The sequence below is a fragment of the Winogradskyella sp. PG-2 genome (genome assembly GCF_000828715.1).
Taxonomy (GTDB): domain Bacteria; phylum Bacteroidota; class Bacteroidia; order Flavobacteriales; family Flavobacteriaceae; genus Winogradskyella.
Window position 1 is genome coordinate 1,269,024 of record NZ_AP014583.1, and the last position, 16,864, is coordinate 1,285,887.

Annotated in this window: 15 protein-coding genes; 4 read left to right on the forward strand and 11 right to left on the reverse strand. The window is 33.1% G+C overall.

Features of this window, described 5'->3' with window-relative positions:
* Positions 1 to 19: 19 nt before the first annotated feature.
* Both WPG_RS05600 and WPG_RS05605 read right to left on the reverse strand, forming a co-directional pair.
* A complete protein-coding gene (locus WPG_RS05600; RefSeq protein WP_045470280.1) occupies positions 20 to 2,086 on the reverse strand; it encodes a M16 family metallopeptidase in 2,067 nt (688 codons plus the stop codon).
* Positions 2,087 to 2,109: 23 nt separating this feature from the next.
* The gene (locus WPG_RS05605) at positions 2,110 to 3,441 is read right to left on the reverse strand and encodes a M16 family metallopeptidase (protein WP_045470281.1); all 1,332 of its coding nucleotides are present in this window, start codon (positions 3,439 to 3,441) and stop codon (positions 2,110 to 2,112) included.
* 301 nt (positions 3,442 to 3,742) lie between these two features.
* On the opposite strand from WPG_RS05605, the gene rplU reads away from it, so the two are divergent.
* Together rplU and rpmA are read left to right on the forward strand one after the other, a co-directional pair.
* The gene (rplU, locus tag WPG_RS05610) at positions 3,743 to 4,399 is read left to right on the forward strand and encodes a 50S ribosomal protein L21 (RefSeq protein WP_045470282.1); all 657 of its coding nucleotides are present in this window, start codon (positions 3,743 to 3,745) and stop codon (positions 4,397 to 4,399) included.
* 43 nt (positions 4,400 to 4,442) lie between these two features.
* Positions 4,443 to 4,703, forward strand: coding sequence for a 50S ribosomal protein L27 (gene rpmA / locus WPG_RS05615; RefSeq protein WP_045470284.1), 261 nt, complete (start codon positions 4,443 to 4,445; stop codon positions 4,701 to 4,703).
* A 58-nt stretch (positions 4,704 to 4,761) separates the two neighbouring features.
* Here the strand turns inward: rpmA and WPG_RS05620 are convergent, their stop codons facing one another.
* From WPG_RS05620 to WPG_RS05650, 8 genes are all read right to left on the reverse strand, one after another.
* A complete protein-coding gene (locus WPG_RS05620) occupies positions 4,762 to 6,534 on the reverse strand; it encodes a MutS-related protein (protein ID WP_045470286.1) in 1,773 nt (590 codons plus the stop codon).
* Between the two features lie 4 nt (positions 6,535 to 6,538).
* On the reverse strand, positions 6,539 to 7,447 hold the full coding sequence (locus tag WPG_RS05625) for a M28 family peptidase (protein ID WP_045470288.1): 909 nt from the start codon (positions 7,445 to 7,447) through the stop codon (positions 6,539 to 6,541).
* A gap of 89 nt (positions 7,448 to 7,536) precedes the next feature.
* On the reverse strand, positions 7,537 to 8,283 hold the full coding sequence (locus tag WPG_RS05630; protein WP_045470289.1) for a succinate dehydrogenase/fumarate reductase iron-sulfur subunit: 747 nt from the start codon (positions 8,281 to 8,283) through the stop codon (positions 7,537 to 7,539).
* A gap of 8 nt (positions 8,284 to 8,291) precedes the next feature.
* The gene (locus WPG_RS05635; protein WP_045470291.1) at positions 8,292 to 10,289 is read right to left on the reverse strand and encodes a fumarate reductase/succinate dehydrogenase flavoprotein subunit; all 1,998 of its coding nucleotides are present in this window, start codon (positions 10,287 to 10,289) and stop codon (positions 8,292 to 8,294) included.
* A gap of 13 nt (positions 10,290 to 10,302) precedes the next feature.
* Positions 10,303 to 10,977: a succinate dehydrogenase cytochrome b subunit gene (locus tag WPG_RS05640; RefSeq protein WP_045470293.1), complete on the reverse strand. Its 675-nt coding sequence runs from the start codon at positions 10,975 to 10,977 to the stop codon at positions 10,303 to 10,305.
* A 97-nt stretch (positions 10,978 to 11,074) separates the two neighbouring features.
* Positions 11,075 to 11,569, reverse strand: a complete 495-nt coding sequence (locus WPG_RS05645; protein WP_045470295.1) for a hypothetical protein — start codon at positions 11,567 to 11,569, stop codon at positions 11,075 to 11,077.
* A gap of 243 nt (positions 11,570 to 11,812) precedes the next feature.
* Entirely contained in the window at positions 11,813 to 11,989 is a 177-nt protein-coding gene (locus WPG_RS18185; protein ID WP_171817158.1) for a hypothetical protein, read from the reverse strand.
* Positions 11,925 to 12,296 carry a hypothetical protein gene (locus tag WPG_RS05650; protein ID WP_045470297.1) on the reverse strand — a complete coding sequence of 124 codons (372 nt, stop codon included), beginning with the start codon at positions 12,294 to 12,296 and terminating at the stop codon, positions 11,925 to 11,927. The genes WPG_RS18185 and WPG_RS05650 overlap by 65 nt, the downstream gene beginning before the upstream one ends.
* Before the next feature lie 326 nt (positions 12,297 to 12,622).
* Here WPG_RS05650 and WPG_RS05655 point away from each other — a divergent pair, with 326 nt between their 5' ends.
* A complete protein-coding gene (locus WPG_RS05655) occupies positions 12,623 to 13,402 on the forward strand; it encodes a hypothetical protein (RefSeq protein ID WP_045470300.1) in 780 nt (259 codons plus the stop codon).
* A 22-nt stretch (positions 13,403 to 13,424) separates the two neighbouring features.
* Here the strand turns inward: WPG_RS05655 and WPG_RS05660 are convergent, their stop codons facing one another.
* Positions 13,425 to 16,268, reverse strand: coding sequence for a WD40/YVTN/BNR-like repeat-containing protein (locus WPG_RS05660; RefSeq protein WP_045470302.1), 2,844 nt, complete (start codon positions 16,266 to 16,268; stop codon positions 13,425 to 13,427).
* Between the two features lie 191 nt (positions 16,269 to 16,459).
* Here WPG_RS05660 and WPG_RS05665 point away from each other — a divergent pair, with 191 nt between their 5' ends.
* Positions 16,460 to 16,762 carry a hypothetical protein gene (locus WPG_RS05665; RefSeq protein ID WP_231850261.1) on the forward strand — a complete coding sequence of 101 codons (303 nt, stop codon included), beginning with the start codon at positions 16,460 to 16,462 and terminating at the stop codon, positions 16,760 to 16,762.
* Positions 16,763 to 16,864 lie beyond the last annotated feature (102 nt).

Consider the following 16,864-nt stretch of genomic DNA (forward strand, 5'->3'; position numbering starts at 1 on the left):
TTATTTAGAATACTTACTTTTAGTCAAAATCAGCATCAGTTACACCTTCGTTGATTTTAACTTCCTTCAATTTAAATACAACAGACTGACCCATCATAGTGGCATCTCTTGTCTCAGGAAATTTTAAACCATTAAATTCTTTATAATCTTTTAATAAAGCTTCTTCACTTTGTGTTTGCCCTCCCATTGATGTGGTCTGTACTTCTTTAACTTTAAGTCCTGTCTCTACATCGTAATAAAGCAAAAATGATACAACTTCACCGCCAACTTCAATTACATAGGCATCTCTTCCATCAATTTTTTCTATACCAGTTATTTTTGCTAAATCAGAATCTACCAAATTGATCTCCATAAATAGTCCAGCGTTGGCCTTCATATCATTAGTCATATTTTCCGGTAAAGGTTGTTTATTTGCTGTAGCTCCATCTTGTTTCATTATCATCGACATCATCTTGTTTCCACCCATGTAAATACTTCGAGCAGTCTTACCGTCCACACGTTTTTCTTCAGACACTACTGCTCCCATAGGAGTTGTAGCTTCATATTGTGTCATTACAGATTTTAAAGTGCTCATTTTATCTTTTACACCTACCTCAGTTAAATACTTATTCAAAATAGTCTTTAATGTAACACCTTCTGGTAATGAGACTGATAACTCAGGTCGCTCTGCACCATTTGCTTCTTTATCAAAAAATTTGACTGGTAGTTTATTACCGTTCCATTCTATTTTTTCTACATTTTCTAAAACATCTGCGGCTTTACCAACCAATACGATTCTCATCTTATCATCATCAAGATACTTGTTGGCGATTTTATTGATATCCTCAACAGAAACCGCATCAATATTGGCAATATAATTTTTATAAAAATCTTTAGGTAAATTATTGATTTTAATATTTAGAGCACGTCTAAGCGCAACTGCTTTATCTTCAGATTCTAGTATAAAATTTCCTAAAAATTTTGCTTTTGCTGTCTCTAATTTCTCAGCGTCAACTGGTTCTGTTTTTATTCTTTTAATTTCTTTTAAAGTTTCTACAACAGCACTATCCGTAACTTCATTTCTCACTTTTGTGGTTGCTCTAAATGAAGAGTTATAATATCTACCTGTTCCTAATGATGATCTTGCACCATAAGTATAACCATTGGCTTCTCTTAAATTCATGTTTAGATAAGATCCAAAAGCTCCACCTAAAATATAATTTGTAACTAAAGCTCCGTGGTAATCCTTATCATTCATTTTTAATGGTGATACACTCATTACAGCTAATTCAGTTTGAACAGCGTTAGGAACATCTACAAAATTAATTTCTGTAGTTGACACATCACTAAAGCTAGGATAATCTGGTGTTGCTACACTACCAGACTCCCATTTACCCATATATTTTTTAAGTAATTTCTTTGCCTCTTTTGCAGTGATATCACCCGAAAATAAAATGTAAGCTTTTGACGGCTTAAATCTAGAATCGTAAAACTTTTGCACGTCTTCTAAATTTACATTCTTAACCGTTTCTTTTGTAACAATCTCGCCAGCTGCATGATTTTTTCCGTACAACAAAGCACTTCTTACATTACCGGCAATTGCTGCTGCACTATTTTCGCCAGATTTTATACCTTCTATTAATTGATCTTTTTCAAAGTCTAATTCTTTTTGTGTAAACTTTGGTTCTAATGCCGCTTCGGCAAAAAGGCTAAATACCTCTTCCTTATATTTAGAAAGACAAAATCCAAATCCACCATTAGGACTTACATTAACATTAGCACCTAAGAAATCTACCTTTTCACTAAAGTCATCTTTAGAGGTTCTTTGGGTTTCTTTACCCATTAAAGCACTAGTTAAAGACTGTACTCCTGCTTTATCGCCTTCAAATACTGGTGGGTTATTTAAATTTAAACTCCAGTTAACTGATGGTAATTTAGAATCAGTTACTACTAATACTGTTAATCCATTTTTAAGTGTAAATTCTGTTGCTTCACCTAAATTTACTTCTGGTGTAGGACCTGAAGCAGGAATCTTTGATCTATCAATTTGAGCAGTTACGACAAAACTCGCAACTAACATAAATGTGAATATTATATATTTTTTCATGTTTCTTAACTTATTTTTTAATTCTAGTTTTCTGGTTCAGATCCTGCTAAATACTTAATCTCAACACGTTGGTTTGGATTTAAATATTGCTTAGCAACACGCATAATATCTTCTCGAGTAATACTTCTGTAAACATCTAACTCTTTATTAATACGACTCGCATCACCTTGTAACATTTGGTATGTAGCAAGTGATGATGCAATACCTTCTACACGAGAATTAGCATTAACAAAACGTGTTTCAAACTGATTTTGTAGTTTCTGATATTCTTTTTCAGAAATTAATTCTGTTTGTAATTTTTTAATCTCTTCATCTATAGTAGACTTTAGATTATCCCAATTAGGTTCACCTTTAATTAGCGCTCCCATAGTATAAGTTCCGTAATCTTGATTTGCTTGATTGAATGCTAAAACTTGCACTGCAACTTGGTCTTTATCTACCATTCTCTTATACATTCGAGAGCTGTTCCCTCCAGTTAATATAGAAGATATATAATCTAAAACATAAGCATCTTTTTCTACAGATTTTGGTGTTATATATGAAAAGATATAAGCTGGAATTTGAATATTAGAATCATATTCAGTAGCATATCTTGTTTCAGTTATAGCAGGTTCTAATATTGCAGTTCTTACGTTTGTCTCTGCCCTATTTTTTATAGGGCCAAAATAATCGGCAATCATTTTCTTTGTATCGTCAATATTAATATCGCCTGCTACTACTAAAGTTGCATTGTTCGGATTATAATATTGGTCATTAAAAGCAATAAATTCACTTAATTCAGCTGCATTTAAATCATCCATAGATCCAATAACTGATCTTCCATAAGGATGTACTTTAAATAAGTGTTTATCTACACCTGTTCTATAAATGATTTTTCCATAAGGAGAATTATCTATTCTTTGGCGTTTTTCCTCTTTTACAACTTCATTTTGAGTATCTACACCAATTTTTTCAATTTTTGGGTGTAACATACGCTCACTCTCCATCCAGAGGCCTATCTCTAGTTTGTTAGACGGAAATGTTTCATAATAATACGTTCTGTCTTGTGATGTATTAGCGTTATTTCTACCACCATTAGCAGAAACGACGTTAAACCATTCACCTCTTTCAATATTCTCTGTGCCTTCAAATAATAGATGTTCAAAGAAATGAGCAAACCCTGTTCTTCCTTTTACTTCATCTTTTGCACCTACTTGATACATTACACCAACAGTAACTAAAGGTGCAGCATTTTCTTGATGTAAGATTACATGTAAACCGTTGTCTAAATCGTACTCCTCAAATTCTACCTTCTGCGCATTGGAATGAAACCCAACAAGCAACAAAAGTACCAGAGTAAATAAGCTTTTTTTCATTATTAAGTGTGTTTAAAATTTTAAATTGTATAAGTATATGTCTTAACTAAATGTAGATTGTTACATTAAGCATCACAAAAATAAGGAATGATTCCTCTTTTTTAACATAATAAAATGTGAAAACTCTATTAAAAATAACTTTAGTTTTGGTGATAGTCATAAACAAAACTAAAAAGTCCTTTAAAAAGCAGTCGAAAACGCTCGAAACGTTTGTGAATTAAGAATTTAGGAGTATATTTGCATCCGCTTTCTGAGAAGAAAGTGATTTATTTAATAAACAAATTAATAAAAACGTTACGCTATGTACGCAATTGTAGAGATAGCAGGGCATCAATTTAAAGTTGAAAAAGACCAAAAAGTTTTTGTTAACCGTTTGTCTACTGAAGAAGGTAAGAAAGTTTCTTTCGATAATGTTCTTTTAATAGGTGATGGTAACAAAACCACTTTAGGCGCCCCAGCTATAGACGGAGCACAAGTTAGTGCGAAAGTCTTGAAGCACCTTAAGGGTGATAAAGTAATCGTTTTCAAAAAGAAAAGACGTAAAGGTTACCGTGTTAAAAATGGGCACAGACAATCTTTAACTGAAATCGTAATTGAAAGTATTACTGCTTCTGGAGCTAAGAAAGCTGCTCCTAAAAAAGAAACCAAGAAAGCTGAACCTAAAGCTGAAAAAGCTGCACCAAAAAAAGCTGCACCTGAAAAGGCAACTGGTAAAGCTGATGATTTAAAGAAAATTGAAGGTATTGGGCCAAAAATTGCGTCTACTTTAGTAGAAGCAGGTGTTGCTACTTTTGCTGATTTAGCTAAAACTAAGCCAGCTGAAATTTCTGAAATCATTGCTGATGTTCGTGGTAACCACGTTACTGACACATGGCCAAAGCAAGCTAAATTAGCTGCTGATGGTAAGTGGGACGAGCTTAAAAAATGGCAAGACGAATTAGATGGTGGTAAAGCATAATTGCAAAATCACTTTAAGTATAACAATATAAAACCTTAAGATCATGGCTCATAAAAAAGGAGTTGGTAGTTCGAAGAATGGTAGAGAATCAGAATCGAAACGTTTAGGCGTTAAAATTTTTGGTGGACAAGCTGCTGTTGCTGGAAACATTATCATAAGACAACGAGGTAATACGCACCATGCAGGTGAAAACGTATACCAAGGAAAAGACCATACTTTACATGCTAAAGTTGATGGTTTAGTAAAGTTTACTAAGAAAAAAGACAACAGGTCTTACGTTTCTATTGAGCCTTTTGAGGCTTAGGATATTATTTCTTATCAGAGTATTAAACCCTTTCTGTTTACAGAGAGGGTTTTTTATTTTAAACAATTTCCATCTTCTTCAACAGGAAACTAGCATTCATATTCTGGCAAACCCCTTGCTTTAATTTGTAATCAAAAAAGAGTTCGTCGTTAATGATTTCTGCATCGAAGTAATAATTTTTCACATCTTCTAATTCTGCTTCAATTTCTGTAAGACTTAAGTCGTGAGTAGCTATAATTCCTGTAGCATTTAGTTTTACTAATTTCTCAACAAACTTCCTTGAACCAATAGCCTTGTCTGTGCTGTTTGTGCCCTTTAGAATTTCATCTAAAATCACAAAATAGTTCGTGTCATTTTCAATAGTATCAACTACAAACTTAAGACGTGTTAGTTCACTAAAGAAATATGAACTGTCGTCCGTTAAAGAATCTGTAGTGCGCATACTAGTGATTAACTTAATTGGCTTGTACTTACTTTCTTTAGCGCAAACAGGTAGTCCAACATTGGCCATAACAATATGTAAAGCTACGGTTCTTAAAAACGTGCTCTTCCCAGCCATATTTGCACCAGTTACAATAAAAAATTGTTGATCTTGTAGTTCTAAATCACTATCAATACGCTTTTCAATATTTAATAATGGATGTCCTAATTCTTCTGTAGAAATGGTCGTTAGTTTATCTGTAATGATAGGGTAAGTAAATTTTTGATGATTAAAAGCATAGTTTCCAAAACTATTATATGCATCAAAAAAAGTGACCACTTCAAACCAGTCTTCAACTTTATCGGCATATTTAGTTATCCATTGTTCTATATGATAGGTTTGTCTAATATCCCAAAGTAGTAGTCCATTTCCAAAGATGGCAGATATCAAGTTATTTCTATTATCTAAGGCATCTAAAGCTTTTGAGAATTTAGAGAAAATTTGAGAAGCTTTTAAATTCTCTGATCTAATTTTTTGTTGCTGCATCTTCAATAATGAAGATTCAAATTCTTGTCCCTCTATACGTTCTAACAATAACGCATATTGTCTAAAAGTATCTTTTGCTCTTTCTGTATGCTGAGCAATACTATTAATACGCTTTAAATACATAGCTGTAATACCTAGACCCAACAATAACCAATACCCAATAAATGCAATAGAAATAACTTCTGTGATCCCTAAAACCAAAATTATTCCTGAGACTAAACTAAACGCTATAGTGAACCAATATCGAATAGAACTTAAAAAAGGACTATAACTTTTAAGCCATTTTATAATCGACTTTGCAGAATGTTCTACTTCTACACCTTGAGCAACACCTGAATAATATTGTCGCCATTGAGGTAATAATGCTAATTCTTTAATAGCCTCTTGCCTAGTTTCAATTTCTAAAATATCATTGGCCAATAAATATTCCGTTAGTTTATTTTTGCCTTCTTTTATTGTAGTTCTGTCTATAAACTGAAAGAAAGACCCTTTGCCAAATAAATCAATATCTAGACTATAAAAATGTTTTGGATTTTGAAACTCTGAACCATCAGCTCGGTCATGAAAATTACCAGATCCGATTCTAAGTTCATTTTCATTGATAGTTACTAGTCTTTTATGAAGTGCTCTTTTTGCTTTTAAATCTGTATACTTAGACAGTAGGAATAAAAAAATTGCAACACCTACAATACCTATTAGTATAGCTATTTTCCATTCTTTAAAACTTAAGTATATACCAAAAGCGGTAACTAAGAAAACAATAAGTCTAAGCGTACTCAACAAACTCATCTGTTTGAAAATACGCTTTGCTTGGGTTTTATGTATATCTAATTGAGATTTATAAAACGACTCTTGGTCTTGCATTTATTTAGTTTAAGATTATACTTGAAGCGTCAACAGCTTCAAAAATAGATAAAATAATCTTTACTGAATTCTTATAAAATTGTGGAGTAATATCTTCGAAAACATCTGTTGGAGCATGATAAGCCGCATGGTCTTCGTTTCCAAAATATAAAAATGGAATCTTTGCTTTATGAAAAGGTCCATGGTCTGAAGCTAATGTCCAATCTTGTTTATCATCACTGCCATCATGGCCTTCTAATAATTTTGAAGACGTTGGATTTTTAAAATCATCAACTACCTTTTTTAATACGTTATTATAGCGCGAACCAACAACATATAATTCGTCTTTAGAGCTACGACTAATCATATCCATATTTATATTAAGTACGATTTTACTATTATCAAATGTTTCAACAAAATTTTTCGCTCCTCTAAGTCCTAATTCTTCCGCATCAAAAGCAGCTAATATTACCGAGTGTTTAGGTGGATTATTTGTAAGATATTCAGCAAAACTAAATAATGCTGAAACACCTGAAGCATCATCATCTGCTCCGTTATAAATATTTTTGCCTGAAACACCTAAATGGTCATGATGCGCACTAATAACTACATATTTTTCTGGGAATTCTGCCCCTTTTATTTCTACTAATATATTATTAGCATTTAATTTACAGCTTCCCGTATCAAGTGTAAATGGGTGTTCATATTTTCCGTTAAGACCTTTTACATTTAAACTTTTAAATTGTTGAATGATATATGCTCTAGCAGAATCATTCCCCTTTTCACCTGTTTTACGGCCTTCAAATTTATCTGAACTTAGAATCTCTATGCGCTCTAAAAGTTTGTCTCCGTCAAATTCCTCTATTTTATTTTGTGCACGACTTTGTATTATAAAAAGTATGAGACCAATAAGGGAAGTTATTCTATTTTTCATTTTAGGGATATTAATATCAAATAAAAGAAAAAATCCTAAGACAAAATTTATCTTAGGATAAGCATTTTATGTTTTATTTTCTCAGATAGTTAACCTTTTAGGCTTGCAGATAAATACTCACGATTCATACGCGCAATATTCTCTAAAGAAATACCTTTAGGACATTCTACCTCACATGCTCCAGTATTAGTACAGTTACCAAATCCTTCTTCATCCATTTGTTTAACCATATTTAAAACACGATCTGTTGCCTCTACTTGTCCCTGTGGTAATAAGGCAAACTGAGAGACTTTAGCTCCTACAAATAACATTGCTGAAGAGTTTTTACATGAAGCAACACATGCACCACATCCAATACAAGTAGCAGCAGCAAATGCATTATCTGCATCTTCTTTATTAATAGGAATGGCGTTTGCATCTATAGTATTTCCTGATGTATTAACAGAAATAAAACCACCAGCATGTTGTATACGATCAAAAGCAGTTCTATCTACAACTAAATCTTTTATTACAGGAAATGCTTTTGCTCTCCAAGGTTCAATAACAATTGTTTCGCCATCCTTAAAGGTACGCATGTGCAACTGACAAGTCGTTATTAAACGATCTGGCCCATGTGCTTCACCATTGATATATAATGAACAAGATCCACAGATTCCTTCTCGACAATCATGGTCAAAAGAAACCGGTTCTTCACCTTTTTCTATTAGCTCGTTATTTAATATATCTAACATTTCAAGAAAAGACATATCTGGCGAGACATTACTGATTGGGTAATCCACCATTTTTCCTTTATCGTTAGCATTTTTCTGTCTCCAGATTTTTAGATTAAGATTCATAGCTTTTCTTATTTATAACTTCTTTCTTTCACTTTAATATTCTCGTATGCTAATTCTTCTTTGTGAAGTACTGCATCCTTTGGCTCTCCTTTATATTCCCATGCAGAAACATACTGGAATTCTTTTTTACGCATCGCTTCCCCTTCAGCCGTTTGATATTCTTCTCGGAAGTGTCCACCTGCAGATTCTTCGCGCTGTAAAGCATCCTTAGCGAATAACTCTCCAAGTTCTAAGAAATCAGCTACTCGAGCCGCTTTTGCTAGCTCCTCATTAAACTCATTTTGAGAGCCAGGTACTCTAACATCTTTCCAAAACTCTGCTCTTAACTCTGAAATCTCAGTAATTGCAGACTTTAAGTCTTGAGCATTTCTAGCCATTCCACACTTATTCCACATAATTTTACCTAAACGCTTGTGAAAGTAATCAACAGAATGTGTTCCATTATTATTAATTAAGTGATCAATGTTTTTTCTAACCTCAGCCTCTGCTTCTTCAAACTCCTTGGTATCTGTTGAAATAGGACCTGTTCTAATATCATCAGATAAATAGTCACCTATTGTATAAGGTAATACAAAATATCCATCTGCTAAACCTTGCATTAATGCCGAAGCACCAAGTCTATTTGCGCCATGATCAGAGAAGTTAGCTTCACCTATACAATATAACCCAGGAACTGTAGTCATTAAATTATAATCTACCCAAACTCCACCCATTGTATAATGAACTGCTGGATAAATCATCATAGGGGTTTCATAAGGATTCTCATCTACAATTTTTTCATACATCTGGAAAAGGTTCCCATATTTAGTTTTAACAACTTCTTGACCTAATTTTTTTACTAAACTTGTATCATTCTCGTCTAACCCTTTCACATGCGCAGCCTCTTTACCATAACGCACAATTGCAGCAGCAAAATCTAAATATACAGCTTCTCCTGTCGCATTAACACCAAAACCAGCATCACTTCGCTCTTTGGCAGCACGAGATGCGACATCACGTGGTACTAAATTACCAAATGCAGGATAACGACGTTCTAAATAATAATCGCGATCTTCTTCAGCAAGATCTGTTGGCTTTAAGGTTTTATTTCTAATAGCTTCAACATCTTTTAAATATTTTGGCACCCAAATACGTCCATCGTTACGTAAAGACTCGGACATTAAGGTTAACTTAGACTGGTGATCTCCAGAAACTGGTATACATGTTGGGTGAATCTGTGTGTAACAAGGATTTGCAAAGTAAGCACCACGCTTGTGTGCTTTCCAAGCTGCTGTTACATTAGATCCCATAGCATTTGTAGATAAGAAAAATACATTACCATAACCACCTGTACCTAAAACAACAGCGTGAGCAGAATGTCTTTCAATTTCTCCAGTAATTAAGTTACGAGTTATTATACCTCTTGCTTTTCCATCAACTTTTACAACGTCTAACATTTCGTGTCGGTTGTACATCTTTATTTTACCACGACCAATCTGACGATTCATAGCAGAATAAGCTCCTAATAATAATTGCTGACCGGTTTGTCCTGCAGCATAAAAGGTTCGTGATACTAATACTCCACCAAACGAACGGTTATCTAATAATCCACCATACTCACGAGCAAAAGGAACGCCTTGCGCTACACATTGATCGATAATATTTGTAGACACCTCTGCTAAACGATAAACGTTAGCTTCTCTAGATCGGTAATCACCTCCCTTTACAGTATCGTAAAACAATCTATAGGTTGAATCACCATCCCCTTGATAATTTTTTGCAGCATTAATTCCTCCTTGAGCCGCAATAGAGTGAGCTCGTCTTGGTGAATCTTGAAAACAAAATGCTTTTACATTATAACCTAACTCTGCTAGAGTCGCAGCAGCTGATCCACCTGCTAATCCTGTACCAACAACAATAACATCTATGTTACGTTTGTTTGCTGGATTTACTAAGTCAATGTGATTTTTATAATTAGTCCATTTGTCTGAAATTGGACCTTCTGGTATTTTAGAATCTAAAGCCATATTAGATATAATTTTAATGTCCTGTTAAATGATGAAATAATGCAATGAAAATGAACCCTAAAGGAATACCAATCGCATATATTTTACTAAACTTCTTCAATCCATCGGTGTATTTATTGTTAGCACCAACTGATTGAAATGCTGAACTAAAACCATGTAATAAGTGTAATGCTAAGAATATGAATGCCACAACATAAGCTCCTACACGCAATGGGCTATGGAATTTTTCAACTAATTCGTGAAAATATCTATACTCACCATTGTGCATACCTGTCATATCACCAACAATATACTTTGTGTTTATTTCTGGAATCCAAAAATCTATAAAGTGAAGCACCATAAAAGCTAAAATTGCCAAACCACTCCAAATCATGTTTCTACTCATCCATGATGAATTAGCAGCTCCATTATTTTTAACATAACTTATTTGTCTTGATCTATTATTCTTGATTTCAAGTACAAAGCCCATAACAAAGTGAAAAATCACTCCTAAAATTAATAGAGGTTGTAATAAATACTGCACTGCCCAAAAAGTTCCCATAAAGTGAGACGCTTCGTTAAACGCATCAGAACTAAAAACCGAGAGTATGTTAATTGCAAAATGTTGTAATAAAAAAACCATTAGGAAGAGTGCCGAAAGCGCCATGGCAAACTTTCTTCCAATCGACGAATTTAGAATTCCGCTCATTGTATTGTAGTTAGTTATTTGTACGACAAAGATACTGCGCAAACGTTGTAATGGCAACTACACTTAATTATAATTATTTATTTAGAATGATTTTAATCTAAAAGTTGAATCTTGGATTGACTATAGAATTATAAATAGAACCAAACTGATAACTAAAACCAACACTTACAGAGTAGTTATAACCAGATTGTAACTGCTGCTGCTGCAACAATAACTCTTCTAAAGAGACGTCTCCAGCAGGTAAATTAATTTGGTCTCTTGTTATTCTATAGTTGCCTCCAATATTAAAGTTAAAGCCTTTAAAAACACGAACGTTAGCACCTAAATAAAATCCAAAAGACTTCAAAGTACCATCGTGCAAAAATTGATTGAAAGATGCTTCACCATTAATATTTCCCCATTCTTGTCTCACACTTCCGCCTAATAAGAATGAATGCTGAAATAACAATTCGTCATCTTCAGCAAAAACTGAACGCTCTATATAATCATTAAAATATAACCCATTTCTATAAGACAAGATAAGTTGCTTTTTTGCAGATTCTGAATACTTAAAAAAGTTGTACTCAATTGCTGGTCTTAATCGCCAAAACAAATCATAATTACTATATGTTGACGTTCCAATATTTCCATTAATACCATAAGACTAATGGTCGTTAATACTCAAAACATCACTTACTCTTATAGATTTACTGTTATTAACTGCTACGATATCATCACCATCAAACGTAAATGTAGATTTGTTTTCATTAAAATTAATTCTAAACGAAAACTTGTTTTTATCAGTGACACTTCTAGCCGATAAATTAAATCCTAAGTTGCTTGATTTATTAGTTTCTTACCCATTAAAAAATCCATTGGCACCAACCCTAAACACCCAATAGTTCCAAGGATCTTTTTCTTCAATTTTTTCTTCTTCATTTTCAGGTGTTGGTACATTAACAGTGACTTCAGTTGTAGTTCCTTTTGCAATCCAGAACCTTACTAAACCTAGCTTTATGTTTTTTAACATCATCTCTTGTCATATTAGAATCCGTAGAAAAACTAAGTTTATAATTAATGGTTTCAAAATCGTTTTTACCAATAAAATCGACATCATAACTTCTTCCTCCACTAGCATTTCGTTGTGTCACAAAAAATAAATGTACATCACTAAGATCTTGATCTCTTACAAACTGAACATTCCCTAAATTCTGTCGCATAAAGTCGTCATCACAGACATTACAATCTAAAAATATTTTGAGTTGCTCTGTGGTATCTTCTTGAGCGAATGAATTAAGAAAAAAGAAAAGCGAGAGTACTGCAGTAAAATACTTTAACATGATTGATTGATGGTTTAATTAACAGCTGGTATTATAAAACGAAAAAACGCATTATATTATAATTGCTGCAATTATTATGCCACCAAATCTAGGTTTTAGTATTGGTCTTTATGTCAAAAAACTGTAAAAGAAGTGCAAAAGTAAACCGTTGTTAAGCTTCCTTATTTTACAAAATTAATTTACAGAAACTCAAATTTATCATTCGAATTGCTCAAGTAATTAAAGCTATCTTTTCAACAAACCAAAAGTCAATCTTAACAAAATCATTGCCATTCTATGGGTTCTATTGCTTTAGTTGCTATATTAGTTATCTAAATATAATTCTTATGAGTAATTACCAAAAACGATTAATGAATTCATTCTTGGCAAAACCTATTAAGGAATTACAAGCGTTAAAACATTATTTAGCTTTAAATAATTATTCTTCGAAAACTGTAAAAGAACATCAAACGATTTACTGTATATCACCGTACAAAACAGGAACAACATTCTTAGCTGCAGCATATAATAAGGAAATTGCTCAGCATGAGCCGATGCAATATTTATCGCTAAAGTTTTTTGAGAAAAAATTTGATACTTTTTTTATTAAACGATTAAATACTCTAAATCTAAAGCTAGAATGTTCTGGTTTCTTTAGCGCATATATAAAAGAATTAACTCAGCATAAATTGGCCAAAAATTTTGAATATATTGTTATTACAAGAAAACCTTCTTCATGGATTAATTCGGTTGTTAATTACTGGGCTAAATTAGATTATTTACAAAATGACTATATCAACACCTACTATTGGAAAAGAAAAGTAGGAGTAGATTTATTGAATTTTAAACATAAATCCGAATCCGAAAAACATATTATTCTAGACCAGCTTGCCTCGTTCTATTTTGATTTTACAAGACAAAGTGGTCAATTAAAGAATATAACTTATGTAAATCTTCATGACGTTGTGGACTACGTAAAAATTTTAGATACAAAAATTAACGAAAAAGCTCAAGTTCGGAATGATAAAAGACGTATAAATACAGAAAAGTATTATACTTATGAAAATGACAAATTAGACGAAGAGTACGCTCAATTAATTTTAGAATTAAAGTCTAAAAAAACGTGAGTATTCTCTATATACAAACGGACTATTTTATCTCAAGCTTAGTCTTAACATCTTCAATCTGTATGGTGTAGATGCCTTTTGGTAAGTAATACTTTCCATTACTTTTTTCAATGATATCTATATTTGTATTTTCTTTTAATAAAGCTTTGCGTCCTTTTTTAGTGATGTCTAAATTATAATCCACATAGTTAAAACCTTTATCCGCATCAACTTTCATACTATTCAATTCAGTGCCATTTTCAGACAGAATTTTAATTGTTTTTTGCCCTTTAGAATTACTATAAAACTGAATTGTTTTTTCTGGATCATATGCCTCTAACCATTGACTCCAAGAACTTCCCCAACGACTAGAATATCTTGTAGATGATACATCAAAAATTGTAATTGCTTTTTCTTTCATGTCGGCATTCATCTTTTGTAATGGAGCTATATTCGCTTTATAAATGCTTCGCCCATGAGTAGCTAATAATAAATCTTTTGCTTCAGGTTGAATAACAATATCATGTACAGCGACATTTGGCACTCCGTTTGAAAAGATTTCCCAAGATTCACCTTGATTGAAAGAGACATAGGCACCATTATCAGTTCCTAAATACAATATATTTTCTGAAGATGAGTCCTCACAAATCACATTTACTGGAGAAGCTGGTATATTACTACTAATAGATTTCCAAGTCTGTCCGTAGTCATCACTCATGTAGGCATATACCTTAAAATCATCCCATCGGTAACCATTCAATGTCACATAAACACGTTCTTTTTTATGCTTAGAAGCTATTACTCTGCTTACCCATAAATCTTTTGGAAATGAATTTGAAATAGTTGCCCAGCTACCTCCTGCATTTTTAGTAACATTTACTAATCCATCATCACTACCAGTGTAAATTAATCCAAACTGAAATGGACTTTCACTAATAGATGCCAAAGTGCCATAAGCTACATTTCCTTTTTTTCCTCCTTGAGTTAAATCCTCACTAATAGCCTCCCAATCATTACCTTGATTCATAGAACGCATTAATTTATTGCCTCCTAAGTACAATATATCTTGATTGTGAGGTGACAGCAAAATTGGTGTTTGCCAATTAAAACGATAAGGGTTTTCACCTAAAGTGTGTTTAGGTTGTATATAGGTTTGTTCTCTTGTTTCGGTATTTAATCGAAAGTAATTTCCGAATTGAAATCCTGTGTAAACAACATTAGAATTGCGATTATCTATTTCTATTTGCATACCGTCACCTCCCATTATAGATTTCCATGGATACTGACCTCTTTGATGCCAACCTTTATCTTCTCTAGCATTATTAGCACCTTTCCAAACACCATTATCTTGTAATCCACCATAAACGTTATACGGCTTTTCATTATCTACATTAATCGCATAAAACTGACCTACAGAAGGTGAGTTGTTTTTAATCCAGTTCTCACCATCATCATAGGTAATGTTAACTCCACCATCATTTCCGTCAATTAAATGATTTGGATTTTTAGGATTTATCCAAAGGGAATGGTGATCTGCATGTACATTTTCTGCACTTATTGATGCCCAAGATTTTCCTCCGTCTTTCGACTTTACAATAGGTACACCATAGATATAAATTGCATTTTCATCCGAAGGCGATACATGGATATGCCCAAAGTAGTAACCGTAACTAAAATAAATACCATCCAAATAAGCATCATGTGTTTTACTCCAAGATTTTCCTCCATCTGTACTTTTGTATACCTCTGCACCAACAACTGGTGTATCAAATAACATTGAGTTAGCATCTTCTAAATACTTAGCTAAATCAATAGGTTTTACATTCCCAGAACGTACCATTTGCTTTACATTCTCTGCTCTATATTTTTCTTGAAAACCATTTGTTTTTAAGAACCTATTTAGCTTCTTATCTTCTAGTGCAAGGAAATCTGCATTAGACATGGTTTTAAAATCATTTTTATCTAAACCTCGTCGCTCTTCTTTTTTCTTATCATCTGGTCTTCTAAATTGACTGTCGTGTATAGCATAAACAATATTATCATTGTAAACCGCAACACCTATTCGACCAACTCCTTCACCTATTGGAAAACCACTTCCTTTAGTTGAAATTTTAGTCCAAGTTTCACCTGCATCAGTACTTTTATAGATTCTTGAGTTGTTTCCATTTCCTGAAAAATTCCATGCCTTTCTATCTTTAGTCCAAGAACTAGCATACATCACATTATAATTAGATGGGCTATGTTGCAAATCAATAATACCACTCATATTATCTACAAACAATGTTTGTTTCCAAGTCTTACCTCCATCAGTAGTTTTATAAATACCACGTTCATCATTAGGTGAGTATAAATGGCCTGTAACTCCAACAGTTACCACATCTGCATTATCAGGATGAATCAAAATCGGTGCAAAGTGATGTGCATCCATTAGTCCAACATTATCCCAAGTTTTTCCGTTATCTGTAGATTTTAAAATTCCGATACCAGCATAGGAGGATCTCGATGCATTATTCTCGCCAGTACCTACGTAAATCGTTCTGGTTGGCCAATGCACAGCAATATCGCCAACATTCTGTGTGTCCGAGCTATCTAAAACTGGAGTAAACGTAGTGCCATTATTTGTAGTATGCCAAACACCACCAGAGGCATAACCAACATAAAACTCTGAAGGCATATCCGGATTTACATCCACATCTACCACACGACCACTCATAATCGTTGGTCCAATATTTTTAAAAGGTACATTTTTAACCAATGAAGATTGTGTAAGCGCATTTTTTTGTATCAAGGCTTGTTTAATAGTTTCAGCAGGAGTTGAAGATTGTTGTGCAATAGCAAAAAATGAACTTATAAAAAGTAAAAATGTAAGTGTTTTTGAAAATGACATATTGGTTGGTTTTAGTGGTATAATTTAATCATTTCAAACAGAACCATCAAACACCTATGTTAATTTTTAACACACATAGTAATTATCATTTTGACAATTTTTACACTATTAAAATATCTATTCATCTATTTTTTAACATTTTTTTATATAAATTCATTACATTTATCCCAATTAACTAATAAATTTATATTATGATGGAAGAGTATTTACCCTTAATTATTCAACTCGTGAGTGGAGCTGTCGGTGGAAATGTTGCTGGCAAGCTTATGAAAAATTTTAACTTAGGAACCCTTTGGAATTCTGTTGCAGGTATTCTTGGTGGTGGTCTCGGTGGACAAGTTCTAGGCATGGTTCTAGGAGGAGGCGCAGAAGCTGCAGCAGCATCATCTGGAATGGATCTTAGTAGTATCTTAGGCAGTGTTGCCGGAGGTGGAGTTGGAGGTGGTATTGTTATGGCTGTTATCGGAATGATAAAAAAAGCTATGGCTAAATAACTTTTTACCTATCAATATTAATTAGGCAATCTTATTTAAGATTGCCTTTTTTTATGCTTATCAAATTGGTATTTTTGGATACACCAATGAAATTCCCACTTT